This is a genomic window from Roseburia hominis A2-183, assembly GCF_000225345.1.
Taxonomy (GTDB): domain Bacteria; phylum Bacillota; class Clostridia; order Lachnospirales; family Lachnospiraceae; genus Roseburia; species Roseburia hominis.
On record NC_015977.1, the window covers coordinates 897,570 to 921,268 of the forward strand.

25 protein-coding genes are annotated in these 23,699 nt (G+C 50.4%); 24 read left to right on the plus strand and 1 reads right to left on the minus strand.

Annotated elements, in window-relative coordinates:
- Nucleotides 1-9: 9 nt before the first annotated feature.
- The 19 genes from RHOM_RS04060 (at nucleotide 10) to purD (ending at nucleotide 17,874) form a co-directional block, all read left to right on the plus strand.
- Nucleotides 10-1,383 carry an ABC transporter substrate-binding protein gene (locus RHOM_RS04060; RefSeq protein WP_014078994.1) on the plus strand — a complete coding sequence of 458 codons (1,374 nt, stop codon included), beginning with the start codon at nucleotides 10-12 and terminating at the stop codon, nucleotides 1,381-1,383.
- A gap of 120 nt (nucleotides 1,384-1,503) precedes the next feature.
- The gene (locus RHOM_RS04065; RefSeq protein ID WP_081468032.1) at nucleotides 1,504-2,553 is read left to right on the plus strand and encodes a carbohydrate ABC transporter permease; all 1,050 of its coding nucleotides are present in this window, start codon (nucleotides 1,504-1,506) and stop codon (nucleotides 2,551-2,553) included.
- A gap of 17 nt (nucleotides 2,554-2,570) precedes the next feature.
- Entirely contained in the window at nucleotides 2,571-3,440 is an 870-nt protein-coding gene (locus tag RHOM_RS04070) for a carbohydrate ABC transporter permease (RefSeq protein WP_014078996.1), read from the plus strand.
- Nucleotides 3,441-3,569: 129 nt separating this feature from the next.
- On the plus strand, nucleotides 3,570-4,733 hold the full coding sequence (locus RHOM_RS04075) for a glycoside hydrolase family 88 protein (RefSeq protein WP_014078997.1): 1,164 nt from the start codon (nucleotides 3,570-3,572) through the stop codon (nucleotides 4,731-4,733).
- A gap of 26 nt (nucleotides 4,734-4,759) precedes the next feature.
- The gene (locus RHOM_RS04080) at nucleotides 4,760-6,784 is read left to right on the plus strand and encodes a heparinase II/III family protein (protein WP_014078998.1); all 2,025 of its coding nucleotides are present in this window, start codon (nucleotides 4,760-4,762) and stop codon (nucleotides 6,782-6,784) included.
- Between the two features lie 26 nt (nucleotides 6,785-6,810).
- On the plus strand, nucleotides 6,811-7,521 hold the full coding sequence (locus RHOM_RS04085) for a hypothetical protein (RefSeq protein WP_014078999.1): 711 nt from the start codon (nucleotides 6,811-6,813) through the stop codon (nucleotides 7,519-7,521).
- The gene (locus RHOM_RS04090; RefSeq protein ID WP_014079000.1) at nucleotides 7,505-8,140 is read left to right on the plus strand and encodes a YesL family protein; all 636 of its coding nucleotides are present in this window, start codon (nucleotides 7,505-7,507) and stop codon (nucleotides 8,138-8,140) included. Before RHOM_RS04085 ends, RHOM_RS04090 begins: the two co-directional genes overlap by 17 nt.
- Entirely contained in the window at nucleotides 8,121-8,918 is a 798-nt protein-coding gene (locus RHOM_RS04095) for a DUF7402 domain-containing protein (RefSeq protein ID WP_014079001.1), read from the plus strand. Before RHOM_RS04090 ends, RHOM_RS04095 begins: the two co-directional genes overlap by 20 nt.
- A 337-nt stretch (nucleotides 8,919-9,255) precedes the next feature.
- Entirely contained in the window at nucleotides 9,256-9,504 is a 249-nt protein-coding gene (locus tag RHOM_RS04100; RefSeq protein WP_014079002.1) for a type II toxin-antitoxin system Phd/YefM family antitoxin, read from the plus strand.
- A 4-nt stretch (nucleotides 9,505-9,508) separates the two neighbouring features.
- Complete coding sequence (locus RHOM_RS04105) at nucleotides 9,509-9,805, plus strand: Txe/YoeB family addiction module toxin (RefSeq protein ID WP_014079003.1); 297 nt, start codon at nucleotides 9,509-9,511, stop codon at nucleotides 9,803-9,805.
- Between the two features lie 124 nt (nucleotides 9,806-9,929).
- Nucleotides 9,930-10,610 carry an orotate phosphoribosyltransferase gene (gene pyrE, locus RHOM_RS04110; RefSeq protein WP_014079004.1) on the plus strand — a complete coding sequence of 227 codons (681 nt, stop codon included), beginning with the start codon at nucleotides 9,930-9,932 and terminating at the stop codon, nucleotides 10,608-10,610.
- Nucleotides 10,597-11,082 carry a VanZ family protein gene (locus RHOM_RS04115; RefSeq protein ID WP_014079005.1) on the plus strand — a complete coding sequence of 162 codons (486 nt, stop codon included), beginning with the start codon at nucleotides 10,597-10,599 and terminating at the stop codon, nucleotides 11,080-11,082. Before pyrE ends, RHOM_RS04115 begins: the two co-directional genes overlap by 14 nt.
- Entirely contained in the window at nucleotides 11,066-11,392 is a 327-nt protein-coding gene (locus RHOM_RS04120; protein ID WP_278244829.1) for a DUF6142 family protein, read from the plus strand. Before RHOM_RS04115 ends, RHOM_RS04120 begins: the two co-directional genes overlap by 17 nt.
- 9 nt (nucleotides 11,393-11,401) lie before the next feature.
- A complete protein-coding gene (locus tag RHOM_RS04125; RefSeq protein ID WP_014079007.1) occupies nucleotides 11,402-11,986 on the plus strand; it encodes an HD domain-containing protein in 585 nt (194 codons plus the stop codon).
- Nucleotides 11,987-12,083: 97 nt separating this feature from the next.
- Nucleotides 12,084-14,120, plus strand: coding sequence for an aminopeptidase (locus RHOM_RS04130; protein ID WP_014079008.1), 2,037 nt, complete (start codon nucleotides 12,084-12,086; stop codon nucleotides 14,118-14,120).
- 214 nt (nucleotides 14,121-14,334) lie between these two features.
- Nucleotides 14,335-14,835: a 5-(carboxyamino)imidazole ribonucleotide mutase gene (gene purE, locus RHOM_RS04135; RefSeq protein ID WP_014079009.1), complete on the plus strand. Its 501-nt coding sequence runs from the start codon at nucleotides 14,335-14,337 to the stop codon at nucleotides 14,833-14,835.
- 81 nt (nucleotides 14,836-14,916) lie between these two features.
- Entirely contained in the window at nucleotides 14,917-15,942 is a 1,026-nt protein-coding gene (gene purM / locus RHOM_RS04140) for a phosphoribosylformylglycinamidine cyclo-ligase (protein WP_014079010.1), read from the plus strand.
- Complete coding sequence (gene purN / locus RHOM_RS04145) at nucleotides 15,936-16,562, plus strand: phosphoribosylglycinamide formyltransferase (RefSeq protein WP_014079011.1); 627 nt, start codon at nucleotides 15,936-15,938, stop codon at nucleotides 16,560-16,562. The genes purM and purN overlap by 7 nt, the downstream gene beginning before the upstream one ends.
- A gap of 34 nt (nucleotides 16,563-16,596) precedes the next feature.
- On the plus strand, nucleotides 16,597-17,874 hold the full coding sequence (gene purD / locus RHOM_RS04150; protein ID WP_014079012.1) for a phosphoribosylamine--glycine ligase: 1,278 nt from the start codon (nucleotides 16,597-16,599) through the stop codon (nucleotides 17,872-17,874).
- A 282-nt stretch (nucleotides 17,875-18,156) separates the two neighbouring features.
- Here purD and RHOM_RS04155 read toward each other — a convergent pair whose 3' ends face one another.
- Nucleotides 18,157-18,987: an ornithine carbamoyltransferase gene (locus tag RHOM_RS04155; protein ID WP_014079013.1), complete on the minus strand. Its 831-nt coding sequence runs from the start codon at nucleotides 18,985-18,987 to the stop codon at nucleotides 18,157-18,159.
- An 812-nt stretch (nucleotides 18,988-19,799) separates the two neighbouring features.
- Here RHOM_RS04155 and RHOM_RS18115 point away from each other — a divergent pair.
- From RHOM_RS18115 to RHOM_RS04180, 5 genes are all read left to right on the plus strand, one after another.
- A complete protein-coding gene (locus tag RHOM_RS18115; RefSeq protein ID WP_274270836.1) occupies nucleotides 19,800-19,928 on the plus strand; it encodes a hypothetical protein in 129 nt (42 codons plus the stop codon).
- Nucleotides 19,929-20,019: 91 nt separating this feature from the next.
- Nucleotides 20,020-21,531 (plus strand): gluzincin family metallopeptidase, encoded by a 1,512-nt coding sequence (locus RHOM_RS04165; protein ID WP_014079015.1) that lies wholly within the window; start codon nucleotides 20,020-20,022, stop codon nucleotides 21,529-21,531.
- Between the two features lie 29 nt (nucleotides 21,532-21,560).
- Nucleotides 21,561-22,223: an HAD family hydrolase gene (locus tag RHOM_RS04170; RefSeq protein ID WP_014079016.1), complete on the plus strand. Its 663-nt coding sequence runs from the start codon at nucleotides 21,561-21,563 to the stop codon at nucleotides 22,221-22,223.
- Nucleotides 22,224-22,300: 77 nt separating this feature from the next.
- Nucleotides 22,301-23,278 carry a DHH family phosphoesterase gene (locus tag RHOM_RS04175; RefSeq protein WP_014079017.1) on the plus strand — a complete coding sequence of 326 codons (978 nt, stop codon included), beginning with the start codon at nucleotides 22,301-22,303 and terminating at the stop codon, nucleotides 23,276-23,278.
- Nucleotides 23,279-23,339: 61 nt separating this feature from the next.
- Nucleotides 23,340-23,549 carry a hypothetical protein gene (locus tag RHOM_RS04180; protein ID WP_143761674.1) on the plus strand — a complete coding sequence of 70 codons (210 nt, stop codon included), beginning with the start codon at nucleotides 23,340-23,342 and terminating at the stop codon, nucleotides 23,547-23,549.
- Nucleotides 23,550-23,699 lie beyond the last annotated feature (150 nt).

Sequence of the window (23,699 nt, forward strand, 5' to 3'; positions counted from 1 at the left end):
AGGATTCAGATGAAAAAAAGAGTATTGAGCATGCTTCTTGTAGCAAGCATGACAGGGGCGTTACTTGCAGGTTGTGGCTCTGGGGAAACAGCTTCAACGGATGCATCAGCAGATGCGGCAGCAGACACAAACACCGCTGCGGCAGGCACTGAGACAGCAGCAGATGCGGCTGCGACAGATGGAGAGGCAGTCACTCTCAAATGGGCAATCTGGGATCAGGAGACCACTCCTTACTGGAACGCACTCAAGGAGGCATATGAGGCTGCAAATCCAAACGTCACCATTGAGATGGTAGACCTTGGATCAACCGATTACATGACTGTCCTTGCAACGGAGTTATCCGGAAGCGGATCGGACTTCGATGTGGTTACGATCAAGGATGTACCGGGTTACGCAACGCTGGTTCAGAAGAACACGCTGGAGTCCCTGGATGATTACATCACAGATGCAGGAATTAACCTCGCAGACTTCAACGGAATCACAGATCAGGTAACAGTAGATGGAAGCTTATATGAACTTCCGTTCAGAAGCGATTACTGGCTGATCTACTACAACAAAGATGTATTTGATGCAGCAGGCATTGCTTATCCGTCCAACGATATGACGATGGAAGATTACGATGCACTGGCAAGACAGCTGACAGATACCACCTACGGTTCCCAGGTATACGGATGCCATTATCACACATGGAGATCCGCAGTCGAACTGTTCGGAATCCTGGATGGAAAACACTCTATCCTGGACGGCAATTACGACTGGATGATTCCGTACTATGACATGATCTTAAGTGAAGAGGATGACGGTGTATGCCAGACCTACACAGACTTAAGCACAGAAGGTCTTCACTACTCCGCAGCATTCTCCAACGGAAATGTTGCTATGATGAACATGGGTTCCTGGTTCATCTCCACATTGATCTCCAATCTTGACAGCGGTGAGTACGACAGCTCTCTCTGCGGCAACTGGGGTATCGCAAGCTATCCGCATCCGGACGGAGCAGAGGCAGGCAGCACGATCGCTACGATCACAGGTCTTGCAGTGACAAGCGCTTCCGCAAACAAGGACGCAGCATTTGATTTCGTAAACTGGGTATCCGGTACAGAGGGCGCAAAGGTAATGGCTTCCACCGGTAACTTCCCGGCAATTATGACGGACGATGTCATCAACACAATCGCCGGCATGGCAGGATTCCCGACAGACGAGGGCAGCAAGGAAGCATTAAATATCACAAATGCATACCTTGAGGTACCGTATGCTGAGAACGTATCAGAGATCAACAGTATCCTCGACACCTACCACACTTCCATCATGAACCGTGAAGTGACCGTAGAAGAGGGTGTAGCATCCATGAATGAGCAGGTTGGAAAGATTCTGAACCAGTAATGGAACGGAAGCATAACCACGACTGCTGATAAAAGGGCTGGCTGAAAACAGCCGGCCCTTAAAAATGAAACAGCTTAAAGGAGAAAGGAAATAAGCCGTATCTGGCTTTTGGGCATGGTTATGGATAAGAAGAAAGCAGCAAAATTAGAGCAGATGGAAGCCGAAATGGCAAGACTGTGGGAACAAAGTCAGAACGAAACTGATAACAAGAAAAAACAGAAACTGATTCAAAACAGAAACAAACTGCAGTGGAAGGCTGCTGCAATGCGAAGCGGCCGCAAACTGTCAAAGCAGACCAGAGACGATCTGGTTGCCTATTCTTTCATTGCGCCGAACTTCATCGGATTCGCCGTATTTACATTGATCCCGATCATATTTGCCTTTATTCTGGCATTTACGGAATGGGATGGAAACAACCCGATTCAGTTTGTCGGACTTTCCAATTTCTTGAAACTGCCGTCGGATACTTTTTTCACGGCATCCTTAAAAAACACGATTATCTACTGTGTCGGCACGGTACCGCTTACCATGGTTGTGTCGCTGGCACTGGCAATTGTCTTAAACCAGAAGGTGAAGGGAAGAGGTTTTTTTAGAACGGTATCGTTCTTCCCGTATGTAGCATCCCTCGTTGCCATCACAACGGTATGGTCCATGATTTTTCATCCGACCAAGGGACCGGTGAATTATCTTTTGATGACAATCTGCGGGATCGAGCAGAAGAATCTGCCGAACTGGTTTAGCGGAAATCTGATTATGCTGACACTTATTTTATTCAGTGTCTGGAAATATATGGGTTACTACATGGTAATCTACCTTGCGGGACTGCAGGGAATCTCGTCGGAATTATACGAGGCGGGAAGCCTCGACGGGGCGACGACCTGGCAGAAATTTAAATATATCACCTGGCCGCAGCTGCGATCCACCACCTTTTTCGTTGTCGTGATGCTGACGATCAACTGCTTTAAGGTGTACGACATCGCCATCATGCTGGCAGGCGGAAGCCAGGGCAAGTTAAGCAACTCCGCATCCGTACTTGTTTACTACATTTACGAAAATGCATTCGACTACTGGAAACTCGGTTATGCGAGTGCGGTCGCAATGGTACTGTTTGTACTGGTACTTGCTGTAACGATTATACAGTTTGCATATGAGAAGAAGTTAGAGGACTAGAAAGGGGGAGAACAGAGATGAGAGAGATAATGACAAAGCAGAAAAAAGAAACATCGATGAAACGAAACAATCTGATCAAGAAGTTCTTCCTGTATCTGATTTTACTGATTATCACGGCGGCAATGTTGATCCCGTTTATCTGGATGCTGTCCGCTTCCATTAAGACAGACCGTGAAGTATTCCAGATGACGCCGTTTGTTCTGATTCCGGAGACACCGCGCTGGAGCAATTACGTGGATATCTGGACGAAGATTCCGTTTGGCACGTTCGTGAAGAACACCGTGTTCCTCACAATCGTGGTGACCGCCTTACAGCTTTTGACAAGCAGCTTTGCAGCATACTCTTTTGCAAAACTGGAGTTCAAGCATAAGAATGTACTGTTCATGGCATACATTGCGACCATCGCTATGCCGTGGCAGGTATACATGGTTCCGCAGTTTATCATGATGCGTAAGATGGGATTGAACGATAAGCTGCTCGCAATGATCTGTCTGCAGGCATTTTCCGCATTCGGCGTGTTCATGATGAGACAGTTCTATGACGGTATTCCGAACGAACTGTGTGAGGCGGCGAGAGTCGACGGCATGAGTGAATACAAAATTTATTCGCACATCATGCTTCCGCTGTCAAAACCGGCGCTGTCCACGCTGACAATCTTCACTTTCGTGGCAACGTGGAATGACTACCTCGGACCATTGATTTACTTAAAATCCCAGGAGAAGAAGACCATTCAGTTAGGTCTCAAAATGTTCATCGGTCAGTATTCCTCCCAGTACGGACTGATTATGGCAGGCTCGGTACTTTCCCTGATTCCGGTACTCATCGTATTTATCTGTCTGCAGAGATACTTTGTAGAGGGAATTGCATCTACCGGTTTAAAGGGCTAAGACCGAAGGTATGTAACAAAGCTGTCACACAAAAAGAGATCGTTTGTGTGACGGCTTTGTTTTACTCTACAGGAATAACGTGTTGGATAAACATAACATGATTTGAAAACGGAAAAGGAGAAGAAGGGTATGCGATACGAAGAAAAACCGCAGATCACAGAGCAGGAGATCAGAGAGGCGATGGATTTCTCCACGGCGCAGGTAAAGCGCAATCTGCCGGAGTTCACGACGAAGTTCCAGAAGGCTTACAGCGAGAACGGGTTTTACGCGCCGACGGACAATGTGGACTGGACGACGGGATTCTGGACGGGCGAGATCTGGCTGTCCTACGAGGATACCGGGAAAGACATCTATAAAAAAGCCGGTGAAATCCAGATTGACAGCTTTTTGAACCGCATTGAAAACAAGATCGAAGTCGATCACCACGATATGGGATTTTTGTATTCGCCGTCCTGCGTGGCGGGCTATAAACTGACCGGGAATGAGACGGGAAGAAAGGCAGCCATACTGGCAGCCGATCAGCTCATCCGCAGATTTCACCCGGTGGGCAATTTTATACAGGCGTGGGGTGCGATGGATGCACCGGAAAACTACCGGCTGATCATCGACTGTCTTTTAAATCTGCCGCTGCTCTACTGGGCGTCGGAGGAGACCGGCGATCCGAAGTATCGGGACATTGCGGAGAAGCATATTCACACGGCGGTCGCCAATGTGATCCGTGAGGATCATTCCACCTGGCACACCTTTTTCTTCGATATGAAGACGGGGGCACCGGATCACGGAGCCACCTGTCAGGGATACCGCGACGGTTCGGCGTGGGCGAGAGGCCAGGCATGGGGCATCTACGGGATGGCGCTCGCCTACAAGTACACGGAAAGGGAAGAATACATTCAGAAGTTCCGGGATGTCACGGACTTTTTCCTGGCGCATCTGCCCAAGGATATGGTGCCGTTCTGGGATCTGGAGTTCACGGACGGGGACGATCAGCCGAGAGATTCCTCCTCGGCGTCGATCGCAGCATGCGGAATGCTTGAGATGGCAAAATATCTAAAGCCGGACGAGGCAGAAGCTTACCGTGCAACGGCAAAACGGTTGATGAAGGCGTTGTACGACGGATACGCGGTGAAAGATCCAAAAGAGTCGAACGGGTTGGTGTTACACAGCACCTATTCCAACCACTCTCCGTATAATACCTGCAATCATTACGGGGTGGACGAGTGCAATATCTGGGGAGACTATTTTTACATGGAAGCGCTCATGCGGCTGAAAAAAGACTGGAATCCGTATTGGTAACAAGGGAAAAAGGAAGGTATGGCAGGATGAAAAGAGAAGCATTTTTTGACAGGGATGCATCACACTATTACTGTGAGGATGGAAAAGCGGTCGGGGCGTACTGCAGGGAGCAATTTCCAGAAGATGTCGCGCAGACGCTTGCGGTGGCGGACGGTGTGTGCCGGAAATATTTTCTGTTCAACTCCAAGTGGGATCTGGAGCAGACCGACGAGCCGGTACAGTTTGACGGAGCGATCGACTGGACGTATATGCCGGCAGACGATCCGGAATTTGTCTGGCAGTTCAACAGACACCGCTTTTTCATGACGCTCGGTCAGGCGTATCAGATGACCGGGGATGAGAAATATGCGAGAGCGTTTATGGAGATTGCGGAGGACTGGATCGATCATGTCCCGCTGAACGAGAAGTATGCGGCGGGACCGTGGAGAAGTCTAGACACCGGCTTTCGCGGGGAATACTGGAGCAAGGCGATCTGGCTGTTTCATGACAGCCCGACGCTCACGGAAGCGTTTTTACAGAAATATTATGACAGCATGATCCTGCAGGCGGAACACATCATGGAATGTCATTCCGCTTACCGCTATATGAGTAACTGGGGCGTCATTGAGAATCACGGGCTGTTTGAGATCGGCGTGTGTCTCCCGCAGAGCGAGAAGACAAAGCAGTTTATCGCGTTTGCCGTGAAGAATCTTGAGGTGCAGGTGCGGATGCAGATCATGCCGGACGGCGTGCACTGGGAGCAGTCGCCGATGTATCACAACGAGGTGCTGCACTGCCTGTTAGACGTGATCCTTCTGGCAAAGCGGAACGGCATTGCACTGCCGGACGTGATCCTGCGCCAGACGGAGAAGATGGCAATGGCGGATGTCGCGTGGTTAAAGCCGGATCACCACATCGTGATGATGGGGGACAGCGACGACGTGGATGTGCGGGACCGCATCAGCGTGGCGGCGTATCTGTTTTTAAATCCGGTGCTGCGGTTTGGCGGATTCGACCGTCTTGATTATGAAAGTATCTGGGATCTCGGCATGAAAGCCGGGGAAGAATATGCGGTGATGGAGCGCAGAAAACCGGACTTTACATCGCTGTTTCTGGAACACAGCGGGAACACTTATTTCCGGTCGGACTGGTCAGAACGCGCCAATTTCCTGCATCTGCATTCCGGGACGATGGGAGCGGGGCACGGACATTCCGATAAGCTGCACATCGACCTGGTTGTAAACGGCGAGGATGTGCTGATGGACGGTGGTAGATATACCTACGTTTCAGGACCAAAGCGTTTTTCGTACAAGGATCCGTCAGGACACAATACGATCACGGTGGATGATCTGCCGTTTACCGTCTGCAAGGATTCCTGGGAGTGCTCGAAGCTTTCCCAGCCGGTCAAAGAGAATTTCCGGTGCACAAAGCTGGCGGAATTTGCACAGGCGGGGCAGCTCGGCTACATGGATCTTCCGGGCGGCGTCTATGTGAACCGGAAGGTGGTTTACATAAAGCCTGACCTGTATATTCTGGTGGATGAGATGTACACCGGGGACTGTCACACCTACCAGCAGTATTTTCATTTTAACAATCATGGTGCGGTGACGTTGACTGCGCCGGGAGAAAAGAAGTTCCCATGCGTGGCCTATCGTGGTAAAATGGCAGAAGCGGATTTTTATTTTGTGTCGGCGCAGGTGAAAGCAGAGCTTAAGCGCGGCCACATTGCAAGACATTACAATGTGGAAGAGGAAAATACGGTGTGTAAGGTGACAAAGCCGGGGGACGGTTTTACCAGCCTTATCACGGTCATCGATGCACATCCGGGACGCCCGCTTTCGATTGAGAAGCTTCCGGTGCGCTCGGCATTAAAGCAGACAGACTATCCGGAGACGATGGCGGAGGCATTAAAGATCACCACAGGCGAAAAGGAATATGTGGTGATCCTCTGCCATCAGGAGGTCAATTCGCCGACCGACCTCGTGGAGGCAGACGGCTGTATGGGCTACGGAAATGTGATTGTCTTTGACAAGGCCGAGGATGTGCTGGTGGGCGACGTTCTGAACTGGTAGGAGAGAAGCAAAAAGGAGGATGCGCGGTGCGAAAGAAACTGGAGCATTGGTGGACTTATTATAAAGGTGTCGTAATTTTTGCAGTGGTTCTCGCGGCAGCGGTCCTCTATGTTGCGGACACCATGGGGAAAAAAGAAAAGACACAGATTCTCATGGGAGAAGTGGTCAACAATGTGCAGGACGATGCGGTGACAACCCAGATGGAGGAGGCGATCCTCGCCGGGATCGGGGGCGATCCTAACGGGGAGGAGGTCGTCGTGGACACAGCGCTTACCATGGATGCAGCCGCGCTGGGGCAGACGCCGATCGCCGATGCCAATACGCAGGATTCCCTCGCAACGATCACGACGTACGTGTATGCGCACGAGCTCGACTTCATGATTCTGGAAAAAGATGTGTTTGACTATTACTGTAACCTGAATGCGTTTGCTGATCTTGGGGAACTGCTGGGCGCTGGGGCATGTGAAGCGCTGGGGGCGCGCATCTATGAAAAAAACGGTGTGGCATGCGGCATCACACTGACAGATACCGCGTTTGTGAAGCAGTACGGGATTACGCTCTTAGACCCGGTGATCGGGATTGTGAGCGGATCAGAGAGGAAGGAGCAGGCGGTCGGGATGCTCCGGTGGATCTTTGAGGAGAACACCGGGGTGGCAGCCGCGTTTTCGGCAGAGGAATACAAAGCGATGATTTCGCAGGAAGAGACAGGGAGGAAAGACGATGGGAAAAATGTTTGATATGGACAATCCGGTCTGGCGTTTTATGGGAAAGGTGACGGATATGTTTTTTCTGACATGTCTGTGGCTGCTTTTTTCACTGCCGGTCGTAACAATCGGGGCGTCGACGTGCGCACTCTGCTATTGTTCCATGACGTTAGCGTCCAACAAGGAGGGCTACATCCGGGAAGATTTTGTGCGGGCGTTTAAGGAGAATTTTAAATCTGCGACGATCGCCTGGATCGGAATGCTGGCGCTCGGAATCTTTTTCGGAGCGGATTTATATTTTTATTATCACCTCGCAGGCGGCGTCGGAACGGTGTTTTTCTGGATTTTTCTGGTGCTGTCGGTGATTTTTGTCTTCGTTGCCCTGTATGTGTTTCCACTGCTGGCATGGACGGACGCGGATTTAAAGAAGACGCTTGCGCTTGCGTTTGTGATGTCGTTTAAGAACTTCGGCTGGACATTTCTGATGCTGACATCCGCGGCACTGTTTATCACGGCGGCGTTGTTTGTGTTCTGGCCGCTGCTTTTTGTGTCGGCCGGCGGAATCGCATATGTACACGCGAAGATCCTGACGTTTGTTTTTTCACAGTATGAATGGAGAGATGAGGGGAAAGATGGCAGTGATAACGATTAAGATACAGAATAAGGACGGCATGACCCTAAGTGTTGCCAGAGGAGAGGATGAGGCGGCACTGGTCTACACGAAAGAATACGAGGAGGGGGATGAGATTATCTTTGAGATCTCCCCGAAAAATGCCTTCTACGAACTGATGGCGGACGATGCGCTCGGGGCGGCAACCGTCTATGTGACCGGGGACGTCCACTACAGGATTCCGTTCGGGGAGAGAAAGATTTCCTACTCGCCCAAGACATTTTCCGGGAACCGGCATTTAATCACCGCAAAGCTTGCGGATATGACATGCTTCGGCTCCTGCAGGAATCTTGCAAAAAATGTGATGGACCAGCATGGGGAGACCAACTGTTATCCGCATGCATCGGCGAATGTGGAGACGCGCGGGGAGGCGGTGTTCGCCGCCAGAAACGCGATCGACGGCGTCACGGTGAATGATGCGCACGGAGAATGGCCGTATGAATCGTGGGGAATCAACCGACGCGAGGATGCGAATATGAGGCTGGAATTCGGCAGAAAGGTGGTGGTCAGCCGCATCCGTCTGTACACAAGGGCGGATTTCCCGCACGATAACTGGTGGAAGCAGGTGACGATCCGGTTCTCGGATGGAAGCGAGGTCGTGGCAGAGCTGGAAAAAAGCGAAAAGCCGCACGAGATCGTATTCGAGGAGCGGGTTATCACAGAACTGACCTTGGAAAAGCTGAAAAAAGCGGACGACCCGTCGCCGTTCCCTGCGCTGACGCAGATTGAAGTATACGGAAGAGAAGCGGAGAAGTTATAAGCGTATATCGGAGGAACAGAAGATATCCAGAAACCGGAGTTGGAAAAGACAAGTCTGACTTTGGGATTCTGGATATTTTATTTGCTTATGGGAAAAATTTGTGTGACTTGTGCATAGAATAAAATAGCAACTTGACGTACGCAATGACGTACGCTATAATAACTATGACATAAAAATCTCGACATTCATAAGCATAAAAGAACATAAGGCAACTACATCGGATTTGATGTAACTAAAATGAAGAACAAGAATGTACGAGAATGGAACAAGAGATTTTCAAATGACAAAATAACAAAAAAATATAGAAATTACACTACAAGCAAAAGGGAGATTTATTATGTCGGCAATCAATATAACAAATGCAAGAAAGGAACTCTACAGTCTGGTAGAAGACGTTAATCGCTACAGCGAACCGGCTTTAATTGTAAGCAAAAAAGGAAATGCGGTTCTTGTTTCCGAGAATGATTGGAATGCAATTCAGGAAACGATATATTTGAACGCAATTCCAGGTATGGTTGAATCCATAAGAAGCGGGATGGATACGCGGTTAGAAGATTGTGTGCCAGAGGAAGATGTAGAATGGTAGATCTATGTACAGAATTGTATATGATAAGCAGGCAGTAAAAGATATTAAGAATTTGAAGAGTGCCAGACTTGATGATAAGGCGAAAAAGCTGATAGAGGTCATCCGGGAAACCCCTTTTCAAAATCCACCACCCTATGAAGCGCTGGTTGGAAATTTGCAGGGAGTTTATTCGCGAAGAATCAATATTCAGCACAGGCTGGTTTATCAGGTGTATAGTGAGCCAGTGGAATGGAAAGGGATGAGGTATGATGGAACCGTGAAAATAATTAGAATGTGGACACATTATGATGGAGTCTGCTAATATTTTTACGCCAACAGGAAGGCCGAAAGCTACCGGGACGCATTGCGGTTCTCCTTTTTTTATGGTAGAGTAGAATAGAACGAAAACAAAAGACGGCTTAGGATAACAGGAGGATATAGATAGAATGGAGCAGTACAAGCAGGAGTTTATTGAATTTATGGTGGAGAGCGATGTGCTCAAGTTCGGGGAGTTTACCTTAAAAAGCGGCAGGAAATCCCCGTTTTTTATGAATGCGGGGGCTTATGTGACCGGATCCCAGCTGATGCGTCTGGGCGAGTATTATGCCAGAGCGATTCATGAGACCTATGGGGATGATTTTGATGTGCTGTTTGGACCGGCATACAAGGGAATTCCGATCAGCGTTGTGACTGCGGTGGCGTTTCACAATCTGTATGGCAAGGAGGTGCGCTACTGCTCTGACCGCAAGGAGGAGAAGGATCACGGGGCAGATAAGGGAAGCTTCCTCGGCAGTAAGTTAAAAGACGGTGACCGTGTGGTCATGATTGAGGACGTCACGACTTCAGGCAAATCCATGGAGGAGACGGTTCCGAAGGTGAGAGGAGCGGCAGATGTCACGATCGTGGGGCTGATGGTATCCTTAAACCGCATGGAAAAGGGGCTTGGCGGCGAGAAGAGCGCATTGGAGGAGATCCGCGAAAAGTATGGATTTGAGACGAATGCGATCGTTACCATGGAAGAGGTGGTAGAGCATCTGTACAACCGCACATGCCAGGGACGTGTTGTGATTGACGATACCATCAAGGCTGCCATTGACGACTACTATAAGCAGTATGGCTGCAACTAGAAGAAAACATCGTCTTGCAGCAGGAATTTTATTTCTGATTTATTTTGTGGTGCTGTTTTATTTTCTGTTCTTTTCGGAGAAGATGGGGCGCACCTACAGCGAGCGGGCATATCATTACAATCTGGTTCCGTTAAAGGAGATCGCGCGTTTTGTAAAATACTGGAGAGTCCTCGGCATGAAAGCCGTACTGCTCAATATTTTGGGAAATGTGGCGGCGTTTCTGCCGTTTGGATTTTTTCTGCCCGTTTTTTCAGGCAGGTGTAAAAAATTCTGGCGGACGGCATTTTACAGTTTTGAACTGAGTCTTCTGGTAGAACTGCTGCAGCTTGTCTTTCGAGTCGGAAGCTTTGATGTGGACGATCTCCTGTTAAATACGCTGGGCGGTATGGCGGGTTACGGCCTATATCGCCTGTTTGTGCGTTATTATCATCAGAGAAATCAGAGAGGAAAAGAAAGTGGCGAGACGACATAGAAACGGATACAGATTTACAGAGAAGACACACTCAAAGAGGGGTGTGGCAGCACTTTTTTTGTCGATTATTTCCATCGGGATACTGGTTGCGGCGGTGGTCAGTTCTTTTGACAGCCGCGGCAACGGGAGCATGTATCTGGGAAGTGCGGGAGTGACATCGATGCTGATCGGCATCTGTGCGCTCGTTCTGGCGGTGAAGAGCCTTGGGGAGGAGAACTCTTTTAAGCTGTTCCCGTATCTTTCGACGCTCTGCTCGCTTCTGATTACCGGAATCTGGGTGGCGCTGTACGTGATCGGCTTTTTGGCATAGGAGAAGAATATGACGGATTTTGAGAAACAGATGGCTTTTATCATGGAGCTGGATAAGATAAAAAAGATAACAAGACAGACCTATCTGTCGGATGGAAGCCGCAAGGAAAATGATGCGGAACATTCCTGGCATCTGGCGTTGATGGCGTTTGTGTTTGCAGATTATGCGAACGAGAAGATTGATGTGCTAAAGACGATGAAGATGGTGCTGCTTCACGATGTGATTGAGATCGACGCCGGGGACACCTACGCATACGATACCGAAGGCAATAAGACCAAGCGGGAGCGCGAGTTGAAGGCGGCGGACCGTATTTTCGGGCTGCTTCCGGATGCACAGCGCATGGAATATCGCGGTCTGTGGGATGAGTTTGAGGCGATGGAGACGGTGGAGGCGAAGTTCGCCAATATGCTGGACAAGGTACAGCCGCTTCTTCTGAACAATGCTTCGAACGGCAAATCCTGGGTGGAGCACGGCGTCAGGGAGTCTCAGGTGCTTGCGCGCAACAGCAGAACACATGAGGGATCCGAGGAACTGTGGGCGTATGCAAAGTCGCTCATTGAGGAAAATGTAAAAAAAGGACGTCTTCAGCCGTAATCCGGATGGATTTGTGTTCAGGCATGGCTGACGTTTTCATAAGGTAATACAAATCCCGCAATGGCGCGGGATTTATTGTTTGTGAGGAGGAATTGATTTGGGATATCAGGAATGTTACAAGGAGACAAATGAACTGGCGGCGGAGCGCTATGAACTGGTAGCGGAACGGATTGCAGAGATTGCAGAGGCGGCGCAGGCGCCGGAGCCGTTTGCGGAGTATTTCCGGACAAATGCCGGATATTTACAGAGCCTTCGTGCACTGTATGAAAAAGGAAAAAGCGGCAGTCTTGCGGCGCGGAGCATGGAGGAATGTGAGGCGGACAATGAGGCGCTCTACGGGGAGATCCTGCCGGAAGCCTACGGGCACAGCTATGCGAATCCGGCCTACGCCGCTGCACGTCTGGGAGAGACGTTCGGCGGAGCGCTCTCGCTTCTTGCGGCACATCTTCGGACGGCATGCGGGGAGGTTTTCCGCGGAAATCTGATGCAGCTTACGATCGCGATGGAGCTGTTTGTGGAGGTCTACAACTGCTTTGAAGGCGCAGCAGCAGATGCCCTGCCGCAGGAAAAAGAAGTGCAGCAGATTTTGTACTGGTATTTTCATGATTATCGGGAGATTTTTGACGAGCGGTCGGTGCGGCGTCTTGTGAATCCTGCGGAGGATTTTGAAAAGGAGATCGTGATGCAGGCGGATCTGTCGGATCTGCGTTATCTTTACCGCTACGGCGCTTATATCGGGGAGAATGAGAGACAGATTGCCGCTTACTTAAATACACTGCCGGAGGCGGATATCCAGGCGATGGCGGACACATACACGGAAGGCTACCGGATCGGTTTTGAGACGACGGGCAAGGATCTGTCCAAAAAGACGGCGGCGCAGGTACGGTATCCGATTGGCTTCGAGCGTATGGTGCGTGCAGCAGTGTGCAATTTTGAAAAAATGGGACTCGAAGTGACCATGCTGGCTTCGGGAACGGCAGCCAACAAGCAGTATGACTACGATCACAGGGAGGATCGCGCGTACTATCTTGACAAGGCGTACGTGGAGCGCGGACTCGAGACGTGGAAAAACGCATTTGAGGAAGAAAAAGTACATGCGAACGGCATGGCGGGGCCGGCGGTGATTGAGGTGTTCGGAGAAGAACCTTTTTCTCCGGAGACAAAAAAAGAGGCATTCCGTTACGGTGAAAAACAGCAGCAGCTCTGTGTGTATGAGATGAGCCAGCGCGGACAGATCACGAACCAGTACATCAAGGGGGAGGAGCGCAGTTTTACGATCATTGCCTACCCGCTTCCGTCGATCGGCGCCCGCTTTGAGGAGATTTTCGCGGAGACGGTGAAGATCAATACGCTGGATTACATGCTCTACCGCAACATGCAGCAGAAGATGATCGACGTGCTCGATCAGGCGGACCGTGTGCACATCACCGGAAAAGGAGCCAATAAGACCGACTTATATGTCAACATCTGGAAGCTTCGGAATCCCGAAGGGGAGACCGCATTTGAGAACTGTGTGGCGGACGTGAATATTCCGGTGGGCGAGGTGTTTACATCGCCGGTGCTTGAGGGAACGAACGGAAAGCTGCATGTCGGACAGGTATATCTGAACGGTCTGAATTACAAGAATCTGGAGATCGATTTTAAGGACGGCATGGTGGAAAAATACACCTGCACCAATTTCGAGGATGAGGCGGAGAACAAAAACTATATCCGCGACAATGTGCTGATGCACCATGAGACGCTGCCGATGGGAGAATTTGCAATCGGCACGAACACGACGGCATACCGGATGGCGCGCGACTATGACATTGCGGACAAACTGCCGATTCTGATTGCGGAGAAGACCGGCCCGCACTTTGCGGTGGGGGACACCTGCTACAGCCATGAGGAGGACAACCTCTCTTACAATCCGGATGGAAAAGCGATTGTAGCGCGGGAGAATACGGTATCGGCGCAGCGCCGCGAGAATCCGGAAAAGGCATATTTAAACTGCCACACCGATATTACGATTCCGTACGACGAGCTGGATAAGATCACTGTGATCCGGAAGGACGGTACGACAGAGGATATCATCGCGGACGGACGTTTTGTGCTTGCCGGAACGGAGGCGTTGAACGGACCGCTGGACAGGTAGGAAGGTGAGCCGGGCGGGATAGATACTTATATTAGCTGTATTTATAAATCACATAAAAAGTGTTAATTGGACTTCTAAATGCGTGGACGCTATACTAAGAGCAGATTGAGAAACTGGCGCATGGGAAGGATTCGGTTCCGCGCGCAGGATTCGTGCCCCGGCGCACCCGGCACGAACCCGGTATGGCAGAATGTGCGCAGAAATGAGGAGCAATATGGCAAAAGTAGGTATTGTGATGGGCAGTGATTCCGATATGCCGGTAATGGCAAAGGCTGCCGACATTTTAGAGAAGCTTGGAATTGACTATGAGATGACGATTATCTCGGCACACCGTGAGCCGGATGTATTTTTCGAGTATGCAAAGAGCGCAGAGGTGAAGGGCTTTAAGGTCATTATCGCAGGCGCGGGCATGGCGGCGCATCTTCCGGGAATGTGCGCGGCGATCTTCCCGATGCCGGTCATCGGTATCCCGATGCACACCACGTCCCTCGGCGGACGCGACTCCCTGTACTCCATCGTACAGATGCCGTCCGGCATTCCGGTTGCCACAGTGGCGATCAACGGTGGTGCAAATGCAGGATTACTTGCAGCAAAGATTCTGGCAACATCAGATGATGCAATTTTGCAAAAATTAAAAGAATATTCCAAAGAATTAAAAGAGCAGGTGCAGGCGAAGGATGCCAGACTGCAGGAAGTGGGATATCAGAATTACTAGGAACAGGAACGGATGATTTTGCAAAAAGTCGCCCGTGTTGCGTTGGATAGACAACAGACAAGCATATAGGAGGAAAATAGGATGGATTACAAGAATTCCGGTGTGGATATCGAGGCAGGATACAAGTCTGTAGAACTCATGAAAAAGTATGTGAAGGGAACCATGCGCCCGGAGGTGCTTGGCGGACTTGGCGGATTTTCCGGTGCGTTCTCCATGGAGAGCTTTAAGAATATGGAGAAGCCTACGTTAGTATCCGGCACAGACGGCTGCGGAACGAAGGTAAAACTGGCATTTTTACTGGACAAGCATGACACGATCGGTATTGACTGTGTTGCCATGTGTGTAAACGATATCGCATGTGCCGGCGGCGAGCCGCTGTTTTTCCTTGACTATATTGCCTGTGGCAAGAACTATCCGGAGAAGATTGCGACGATCGTGTCCGGTGTGGCGGAGGGCTGCAAGCAGGCAGGCTGTGCGTTGATCGGCGGTGAGACGGCAGAACATCCGGGGCTGATGCCGGAGAATGAGTACGATCTGGCCGGTTTTTCCGTTGGTATCGTGGATGAAAAGGACATTATTACGGGAGCTGATCTTGCGGCGGGCGATGTTTTGATCGGTATGGCAAGCTCCGGCGTTCATTCCAACGGATTCTCTCTGGTGAGAAAGATTTTCTCCATGGATGCGGATACGTTAAATACCTATCATGAGGAGCTTGGCAAAACACTTGGCGAGGCGCTTTTAGCTCCGACCAGAATTTACGTGAAGGCACTCCGTGAGGTGAAGGAAGCGGGCGTCCGCGTAAAAGCATGCAGCCATATCACAGGCGGTGGTTTCTATGAGAATATCCCGCGTATGCTTCCGGAAGGAAAGCATGCGGTTATCCGGAAGGACAGCTATGAAGTTCCGGCGATCTTTCAGATGATGGCGCGCGAGGGCAAAGTCGAGGAGCAGATGATGTACAATACCTACAATATGGGTATCGGCATGATCGTGGCAGTGGATCCGGCGGACGTGGACAAGACGATCGCGGCAATGAAGGCAGCAGGAGACACACCGTATATTGTCGGCGAGATCAAGGATGGTGAAAAAGGAGTAACCTTATGCTAAAAGTAGCGGTACTGGTGTCCGGAGGCGGCACGAATCTGCAGGCAATCTTAGACGCCATCGATGAGGGCAGAATCACGAACGCCCGGGTAGACGTTGTGATCAGCAACAATCCAGGGGCGTATGCGTTGGAGCGTGCGAAAGGGCACGGCATTGAGGCGCTTTGCATTTCACCGAAGGATTATGAGAGCCGTGAGGCATTCAATGAAGCGTTTCTGGCGATGCTTGACAGCTATCAGGTGGATCTGGTGGTGTTGGCAGGATTTCTCGTTGTAATTCCGGAGCAGATGATCGCGCAGTACCGCAACCGGATCATCAATATTCATCCGTCACTGATCCCGTCTTTCTGCGGCAAAGGCTTTTACGGCTTGAAAGTACATGAGGGAGCGCTTGCGCGCGGCGTGAAAGTTACGGGTGCAACGGTTCATTTTGTGGATGAGGGAACGGATACAGGACCGATCATTTTGCAGAAGCCGGTGGCGGTCGAAGAGGGAGATACCCCGGAGATTTTACAGCGCCGTGTGATGGAGCAGGCAGAGTGGATCATTCTTCCGCAGGCGATCGATCTGATTGCAAACGGCAGAGTGTCTGTTGCAAACGGACATGTGACAGTTGAGAAATAAGCGTATGAGTTACAGAGTGCAGGAGGAAGCGGATATGAAGGTATTGGTAGTTGGAAGCGGCGGACGTGAGCATGCGATCGTGACGAGTGTGGCAAAGAGCCCGCGCGTGGATAAGATCTACTGTGCGCCGGGAAACGCAGGAATTGCATCGCTTGCAGAGTGTGTTGCGATCGGAGCGATGGAGTTCGACAAACTGGTGGCGTTCGCGAAGGAGCATGCAGTTGATTTTACAATTGTCGGCATGGATGATCCGCTCGTTGGCGGAATTGTGGATGTGTTTGAGGCGGAGGGCTTAAAGGTATTCGGACCGCGGAAGAATGCGGCGATCCTTGAAGGCTCCAAGGCATTTTCCAAGGATCTGATGAAAAAATATCACATTCCGACGGCTGCCTACGAGAATTTCACATCTGCAGAGGATGCGCTTACTTATCTGGAGACGGTGAAGATGCCGATCGTATTGAAGGCGGACGGACTGGCGCTCGGAAAGGGTGTTTTGATCTGCAATACGCTCGAGGAGGCAAAGGCGGGTGTTAAGGAGATCATGGAGGACAAGAAGTTCGGCTCCGCGGGAAACACGATGGTTGTGGAGGAGTTCATGACCGGACGCGAGGTATCGGTGCTTTCCTACGTGGACGGAAAGACGATCAAGATTATGTCCTCTGCGCAGGATCACAAGCGTGCAAAGGACGGCGATCAGGGTCTCAACACCGGCGGCATGGGCAATTTTTCCCCGAGCCCGTTCTACACAAAGGAAGTGGACGAGTTCTGCCAAAAGCACATCTATCAGGCGACTGTGGATGCGATGGCGGCGGAGGGAAGACCGTTTACCGGCGTTATTTTCTTCGGTCTGATGCTGACGGAGGACGGACCGAAGGTGCTTGAGTACAATGCGCGTTTTGGTGATCCGGAGGCACAGGTGGTGCTCCCACGCATGAAGAATGACATCATTGATGTGATGGAGGCATGCGTCGATGGAAAGCTGGATACGATCGACCTTCAGTTTGAAGACAATGCGGCGGTATGTGTGGTGCTTGCATCCGACGGTTATCCGGTGTCCTATGAGAAGGGATTTCCGATCACAGGACTTGAAAAGTTCGACGGAAAGGACGATTATTTCTGCTTCCATGCCGGAACGAAGTTCGATGAGAACGGCACGATCGTCACGAACGGCGGGCGTGTGCTCGGCATTACGGCGACCGGAAAAGATTTAAAGGAGGCGCGCGCAAAAGCATACGAGGCGACAGAGTGGGTTGATTTTGCGAATAAGTACATGCGCCATGACATCGGACGTGCGATCGACGAGGTAAAGTAGAATAGAAAGAAACAGGAAGCTTCCGTTCGTGGGATGCCGGTATTTTCTACAGAGTGCTGTGGAAAAGAGAGGTATCACGCGCACGGGAGTTTTTTTGATTCATAGGAAATTACGTCCTATGAATGAAAAAGTTCTCCGGGCAGGATTGCACTGCGTTGGAGTGGAATTATGTCGCTAGAGCAACCCGCCGCAGGCGGAGAATCCTGCAAAACAGGATTCTTTCTTGCAGGAAATATTGTGTTATGTCAAAAAATGAAAAGCTTAATGCATTATATGAAAAGTTTAGTGTGTTAAGCAGTACACCATGATTGCCTGCTGGACGGTGAGCAGGTGCTTTTTAAATTCATATCCGACAAAATAGTCGGAGTCGATGACGTCGTTTGAGACTTCCTCGCCGCGGTAAAAAGGCGGGCAGGGATTTAAGATGGCACCCTCGTTTGCCAGCTTCATGGCAGCAAGATCGACGGTGCAGCCGCGGGAGGCGGAAAGAAGGTCGGCCGGCAGTGAGTCGGTGCAGATGATGTCTTTTCCACGGATGGCGTCGCGGATGCAGTGATGTGAGGGCACGCCATTCATCTCATATCCCGGAATACAGCACTGCTCCAGCGAAAAGCCCATCACTTCGGAGGCTTCCTTCCAAGCCAGCCCGATATTTCCTGTGACACCGCAGAACAGAAAGTGGTCCATGGTAAAATCATTCCGTATTTTTGAGAGCGCATACAGATCTGCAGCCATTTCGCAGGGATGATTTGCGTCGGTCAGCGCATTGATGACAGGTACGGATGCAGATGCAGCGATTTTTTCCAAAGCGGCCATATCCCGGTGGCGGACGACAAGCAGATTGGCCCAGTTGTTGAGGTAGCCGATGACGTCTTGCAAATCTTCCTTTTTGTCGAGAGCGGAACTTGGAAACAAAATCGGCTGACCGCCCAAAAGCGCGATGCCCTTCTCAAACGTGACCCTTGTGCGGATGCTGGATTCCGGGAAAAATAAAACGACGCTTTTGCCCTGCAGCAGATTCTGATAGTGCCCCTCCAGGATCTCATCGGTGATATGGAAGATTTCGTAAATGTCAGCTTTGGTATAGTCGGTCAATCGGAGAAAATGTTTCAATGGAACCGCCTTTCTGGCTGCCGGTGCGGTAGTGCGGCAGACCTGTGCTAAATGTCAGAAAAATCAATGGGTTGCGCTCTTATCGTATCATTTTTGCGGGTTAGAAGGAAGCTATAATATTAGAAGAAAGCTATATTTTTGTGGGATATGCTTTAGAAACAGTGCTAAAGATGTTTTGCGGGTCTGGAGTGGAGAAAAGGTGCGCTCAGACCCATGAGTTGGAATTATGTTAACTTATTTGAAATGTTTTTGTGCGACACCGGGTCTGTAGATGTGAAAATAAGCAGCTAGACCCGGGAAATGGAAATTATGTCAACCATTTTGGATAGTCAAGCCCGGAAACAGGGTCTGGGGAGAGAAAAATACGCTTCCAGACCCGCCCAAGGAAGAAAACCAGGTCTAGGGAATGTGAAAACAAGCAATTAGACCCGGGGATTGAAATTATGTCAATCATTTTGAACAGTCAAGTCCGGAAAACGGGTCTAGGGAAAGAAAAATACGCGCCCAGACCCGCTTAAGGAAGAAAAACGGGTCTGGAGAGAAAAAAATATACTCCCAGACCTGTGAGGCTCAGGATTCTATCAGATTTCCATCCCCGCCAGTCTCATCTCCCCTGGCTTTTCGTCACCCGACATAATTCGTGACAGTCTATGTAAGATATGATAAAATGAATGCTGACAGATGCCTCCCGGAAGTTCCACGGAACATTGGATGCACAGAAAGCAGTGCAGAAACAAGGGAAAATGAATCCTAGCGGATGCCTCCCGGAAGTTCCACGGAATATCGGATGTGCAGAAGAGCATCGTCGAGATATGGATGTGCAGAAAGCAGCTGTTTATGGACTTTTGCCGGAACTCAAAATCAGCGTGACAAAACGAGTGCTGGCAGGTTCGCAGGGTAAGACCCGCAGACATGGAAAGTATGCGTCAAAGAGCGGCTGAAGGTGTATGGGAAAGCAACGGTCAGGAGAAGGAATCCGCGATAAATCATTGACGGTATGCCGGCGGAATAAAGAAAAAATCAGGAGATAAGATGAGTAGATTATTAGAAGAATTTAAAGAATATTTAAAAGAAATGAATCAGTATGATCATGTGACAGGATTATTGCAGTGGGATATGCAGACGACAGTGCCGAAGCTTGGGCAGGCGGCGCATGTGGATGCGCTGACCTATTTTTCCACGAAGAGCTTTGAGATGGGGACATCGGAGAAACTGGGAGAATTTCTGGAGAAACTGGCGCAGCCTGCGGAATATGATGCGTTAGATGACACATGGAGATTCATTGTAAAACGCATGAAGCGCGATTACGACCGCAATAAAAGAATACCGGCGGATTTATATGAGGCGTTTGTGCGGGCAGCGGCGGAATCCGGAAATGCATGGGAAGAAGCAAAAAATGCATCGGACTTTTCCATTTATGCACCGCACCTCCGGAATATGATTGAGATGACGAAGCAGGTAATCGGCTATACAGATCCGGGAAAGGATGTGTATGACGCACTTCTGGAACAGTGTGAGGAGGGCATGGATCAGGCAACGATCGACCGGCTGTTTGAGGAAGTGAAGACGGAACTGATACCGTTAGTAGAGCAGATTACTGCAAAGAAAATGCCGGAAAATCCGACATTTCATGCCTATGCTGATCCGGACGCACAGCGCAGGGTACAGTGGCTGCTGCTTGATTACATCGGATTCCGCAGGGATGCGGGAGCGGTCGGGGAGACGGAGCATCCGTTTACGACGAATTTTTCTTCAAAGGATGTGCGTGTGACGAACCACTACTATGAGACGGAGCCGCTCAGCGCCATGTTTTCTGCGATTCATGAGGGCGGACATGCGATTTTTGAACAGAATGTCAACCCGGAATACGACAATACGGTGGCGGGCAGCTGCTGCTATATGGGGGTGCATGAGAGCCAGTCGCGCTTTTATGAGAATATTCTCGGAAGAAATATCAATTTCTGGAAGCCGATCTATGAAAAACTGGGAGAATTGCTTCCACAGTTTAAGAATGTGACACTCGAAGCGTTTGAGCGTGAAATCAACCGCGTGGAGAACAGTATGGTGCGCACCGAGGCGGATGAGGTAACGTATTGCTTCCATATTATATTGCGTTATGAGATGGAAAAAGCGATTTTCTACGATCATGTGCCGGTGGAAAAACTTCCGGAGCTCTGGAATCAGAAAATGCAGGAATACTTGCATATCACTCCGGAAAATGACGCCGAAGGCATCTTGCAGGATGTACATTGGTCGGACGGCTCGTTTGGGTATTTTCCGTCCTATCTGCTGGGCAGCATCTATGACGGCATGTACCTCGAGAAGATGGAGGAGGAACTCGGCTCCGTGGATGAGATCCTGGCAGACGGCAGAATCGGTGAGATCACAAAATGGCTCAATGAGAAGATTCACTGGTATGGAAGCACGCGGACACCGAAAGAGGTAATTGCGGCAGTGTGCGGGAAAGAAGTGTCCGCGCAGCCGCTCGTGCGCTACATGAAGAAAAAATACACGAGACTGTATGGACTTTCCGAGGAAGCCTAGACAAAAGAGAGAGAACGGGAGATGATGTCATGAAACGTGGAATCATATTTGACATGGACGGAACCCTGTGGGATTCCGCAGAGAATGTGGCGAAGTCCTGGAATGTGGCAATCCGGCAGTACGGGGTCAGGGAGAAAGAACTGACAACGCAGGACATTCAGGGGGTAATGGGAAAAACGATGGACGTAATCGCCGATATCCTCTTTGCGGAATTCCCCGAAGAAAAACGGAGACTGCTCCTAAAGGAATGCTGTCAGGTGGAAAATGATTATCTGCGGGAGCATGGGGGCATACTCTACGATCAGGTGCCGCAGACGCTCGCGGCGTTGAAGCGGGACGGCTATCATCTTTCGATTGTCAGCAACTGCCAGAAGGGGTATATCGAGGCATTCCTTGACCACTACGATTTGTGGGAACTGGTGGAGGACATAGAGTGTTATGGCAATAATCTGCGGCAGAAGGGAGAAAATATCCGGCTGGTCGTAGAGCGGAACCGGCTGGATGAGGCGGTCTATGTCGGAGACATTCAAGGAGATTATGATGCGAGCCGGGCGGCAGGAGTCGGGTTTATCCACGCCGCATATGGATTCGGAGAGATTGCGGAGCCGGTCCCGGAACTGAAAACCTTTGCAGACCTAAAAACCTTTGATATTTCATCGGCGAGCAAAACGCAGAGCGCTTGGACCATGTGAGCCGGCAGCACCGGGCAGCCAGAGAACAGAGCGCCGGAACCATGTGAGCCGGCAGCCGCATGCAGGAGAGAGAAAGCATGACAAAGTTTGAAGAATTACTACAGCAGATCAACAGACAGCATGTCTATATACAGACCCATAATTTCCCGGATCCGGATGCGATTGCAAGTGCATATGGTCTGAAGCGGCTGCTTGCAACCAGGGGTATCGAGGCGAGCATCTGCTATAAGGGCAAGATCGACCGGTACGGTACCGGCCGTCTGTGTGAGATTCTTGACATTGAACTGTTGAATGTGGAGGATCTGACCGAAGTGCTGACGGATGAGGACGAAGTGATACTGGTGGATTCCCAGAAGGGCAATTCCAACATCATCAATATTACGGGAGATGAGATCATCTGCATCGACCATCATCCTTACAATGATAAGTGTCAGTACCGGTTTCAGGACATCCGCCCCGAGGTCGGGGCGTGCGCAACGATGATCGCGCAGTATTTTATGGAAAATGACATTGCGATGGATAAAAAGATCGCAACAGCACTGACATACGGCATCCGCATTGACACGCACAATCTTTCACGCGGCGTGTCAAAGCTCGATATCGAGATGCTCTATCGGATGTACGATGACTGTGATTATGAGGAGATCCACACACTGGAGAACAGCAACCTGTGTTTTGAGGATCTGGTGGCGTATTCCAAGGCGATTTCCAGCATTGAGGTGTACGATAATATCAGCTTTGCCGATACGGGGGAGGACTGCCCGGAGGCATTGATCGCGAGTGTCTCTGACTTTATGCTGGCGCTGGTGGAGGTTTCTTTTTCCGTGGTGTACTCAAGGAGAGGGGATGGCATCAAACTGTCCGTCCGGAGTGAAAAATCTTCTCTCGACGCCGGCAAGATCACGGCGGAGGCGCTGCAGGGGATCGGAAACGGCGGCGGGCATGCTGCGATGGCAGGTGGCTTTGTACCGTTTACCGGTTCGGACGGTAAGGCGGTCATTTTGATCGACCAGATCAAGGAGCGTTTTTTTTCGACGATTGCAAAGCGGAGATAGCACAGACGCAGAGTCTGCAGAGCCGGAGGGCAGCAATTGGAGCAGAGCCGGAAGAACGCAAGTGAAGCAGAGCCGGAAGAACGCAAGTGAAGCAGAAGCGGAAGACCGCAAGTGGAGCAGAACCGGAGGGCAGGGAAACGGCATTTCAGACCTTGACAATGCGGGCTTGCAAGGCTTATACTTACACATAGTTGACAAAGGCAGTGACGAAGACAGTAAGCTGTGGATGAAAGGCAAAGCGAGCCGGGGCGGTGAGAGCCGGTGCGAGTAAGCCGCAGACGAAGATCCCTTCCAAGCCGCAGCCCGAAATGCAGCCGCAGATGTGGCACAGCAGAGCCTGTGTCAGACAGGAAGGCAGCACGGTAGGCGCTGACGCTTTTCCTGCGTTAAAGGGAACGGGTATTCGGATTTTCTCCACTGG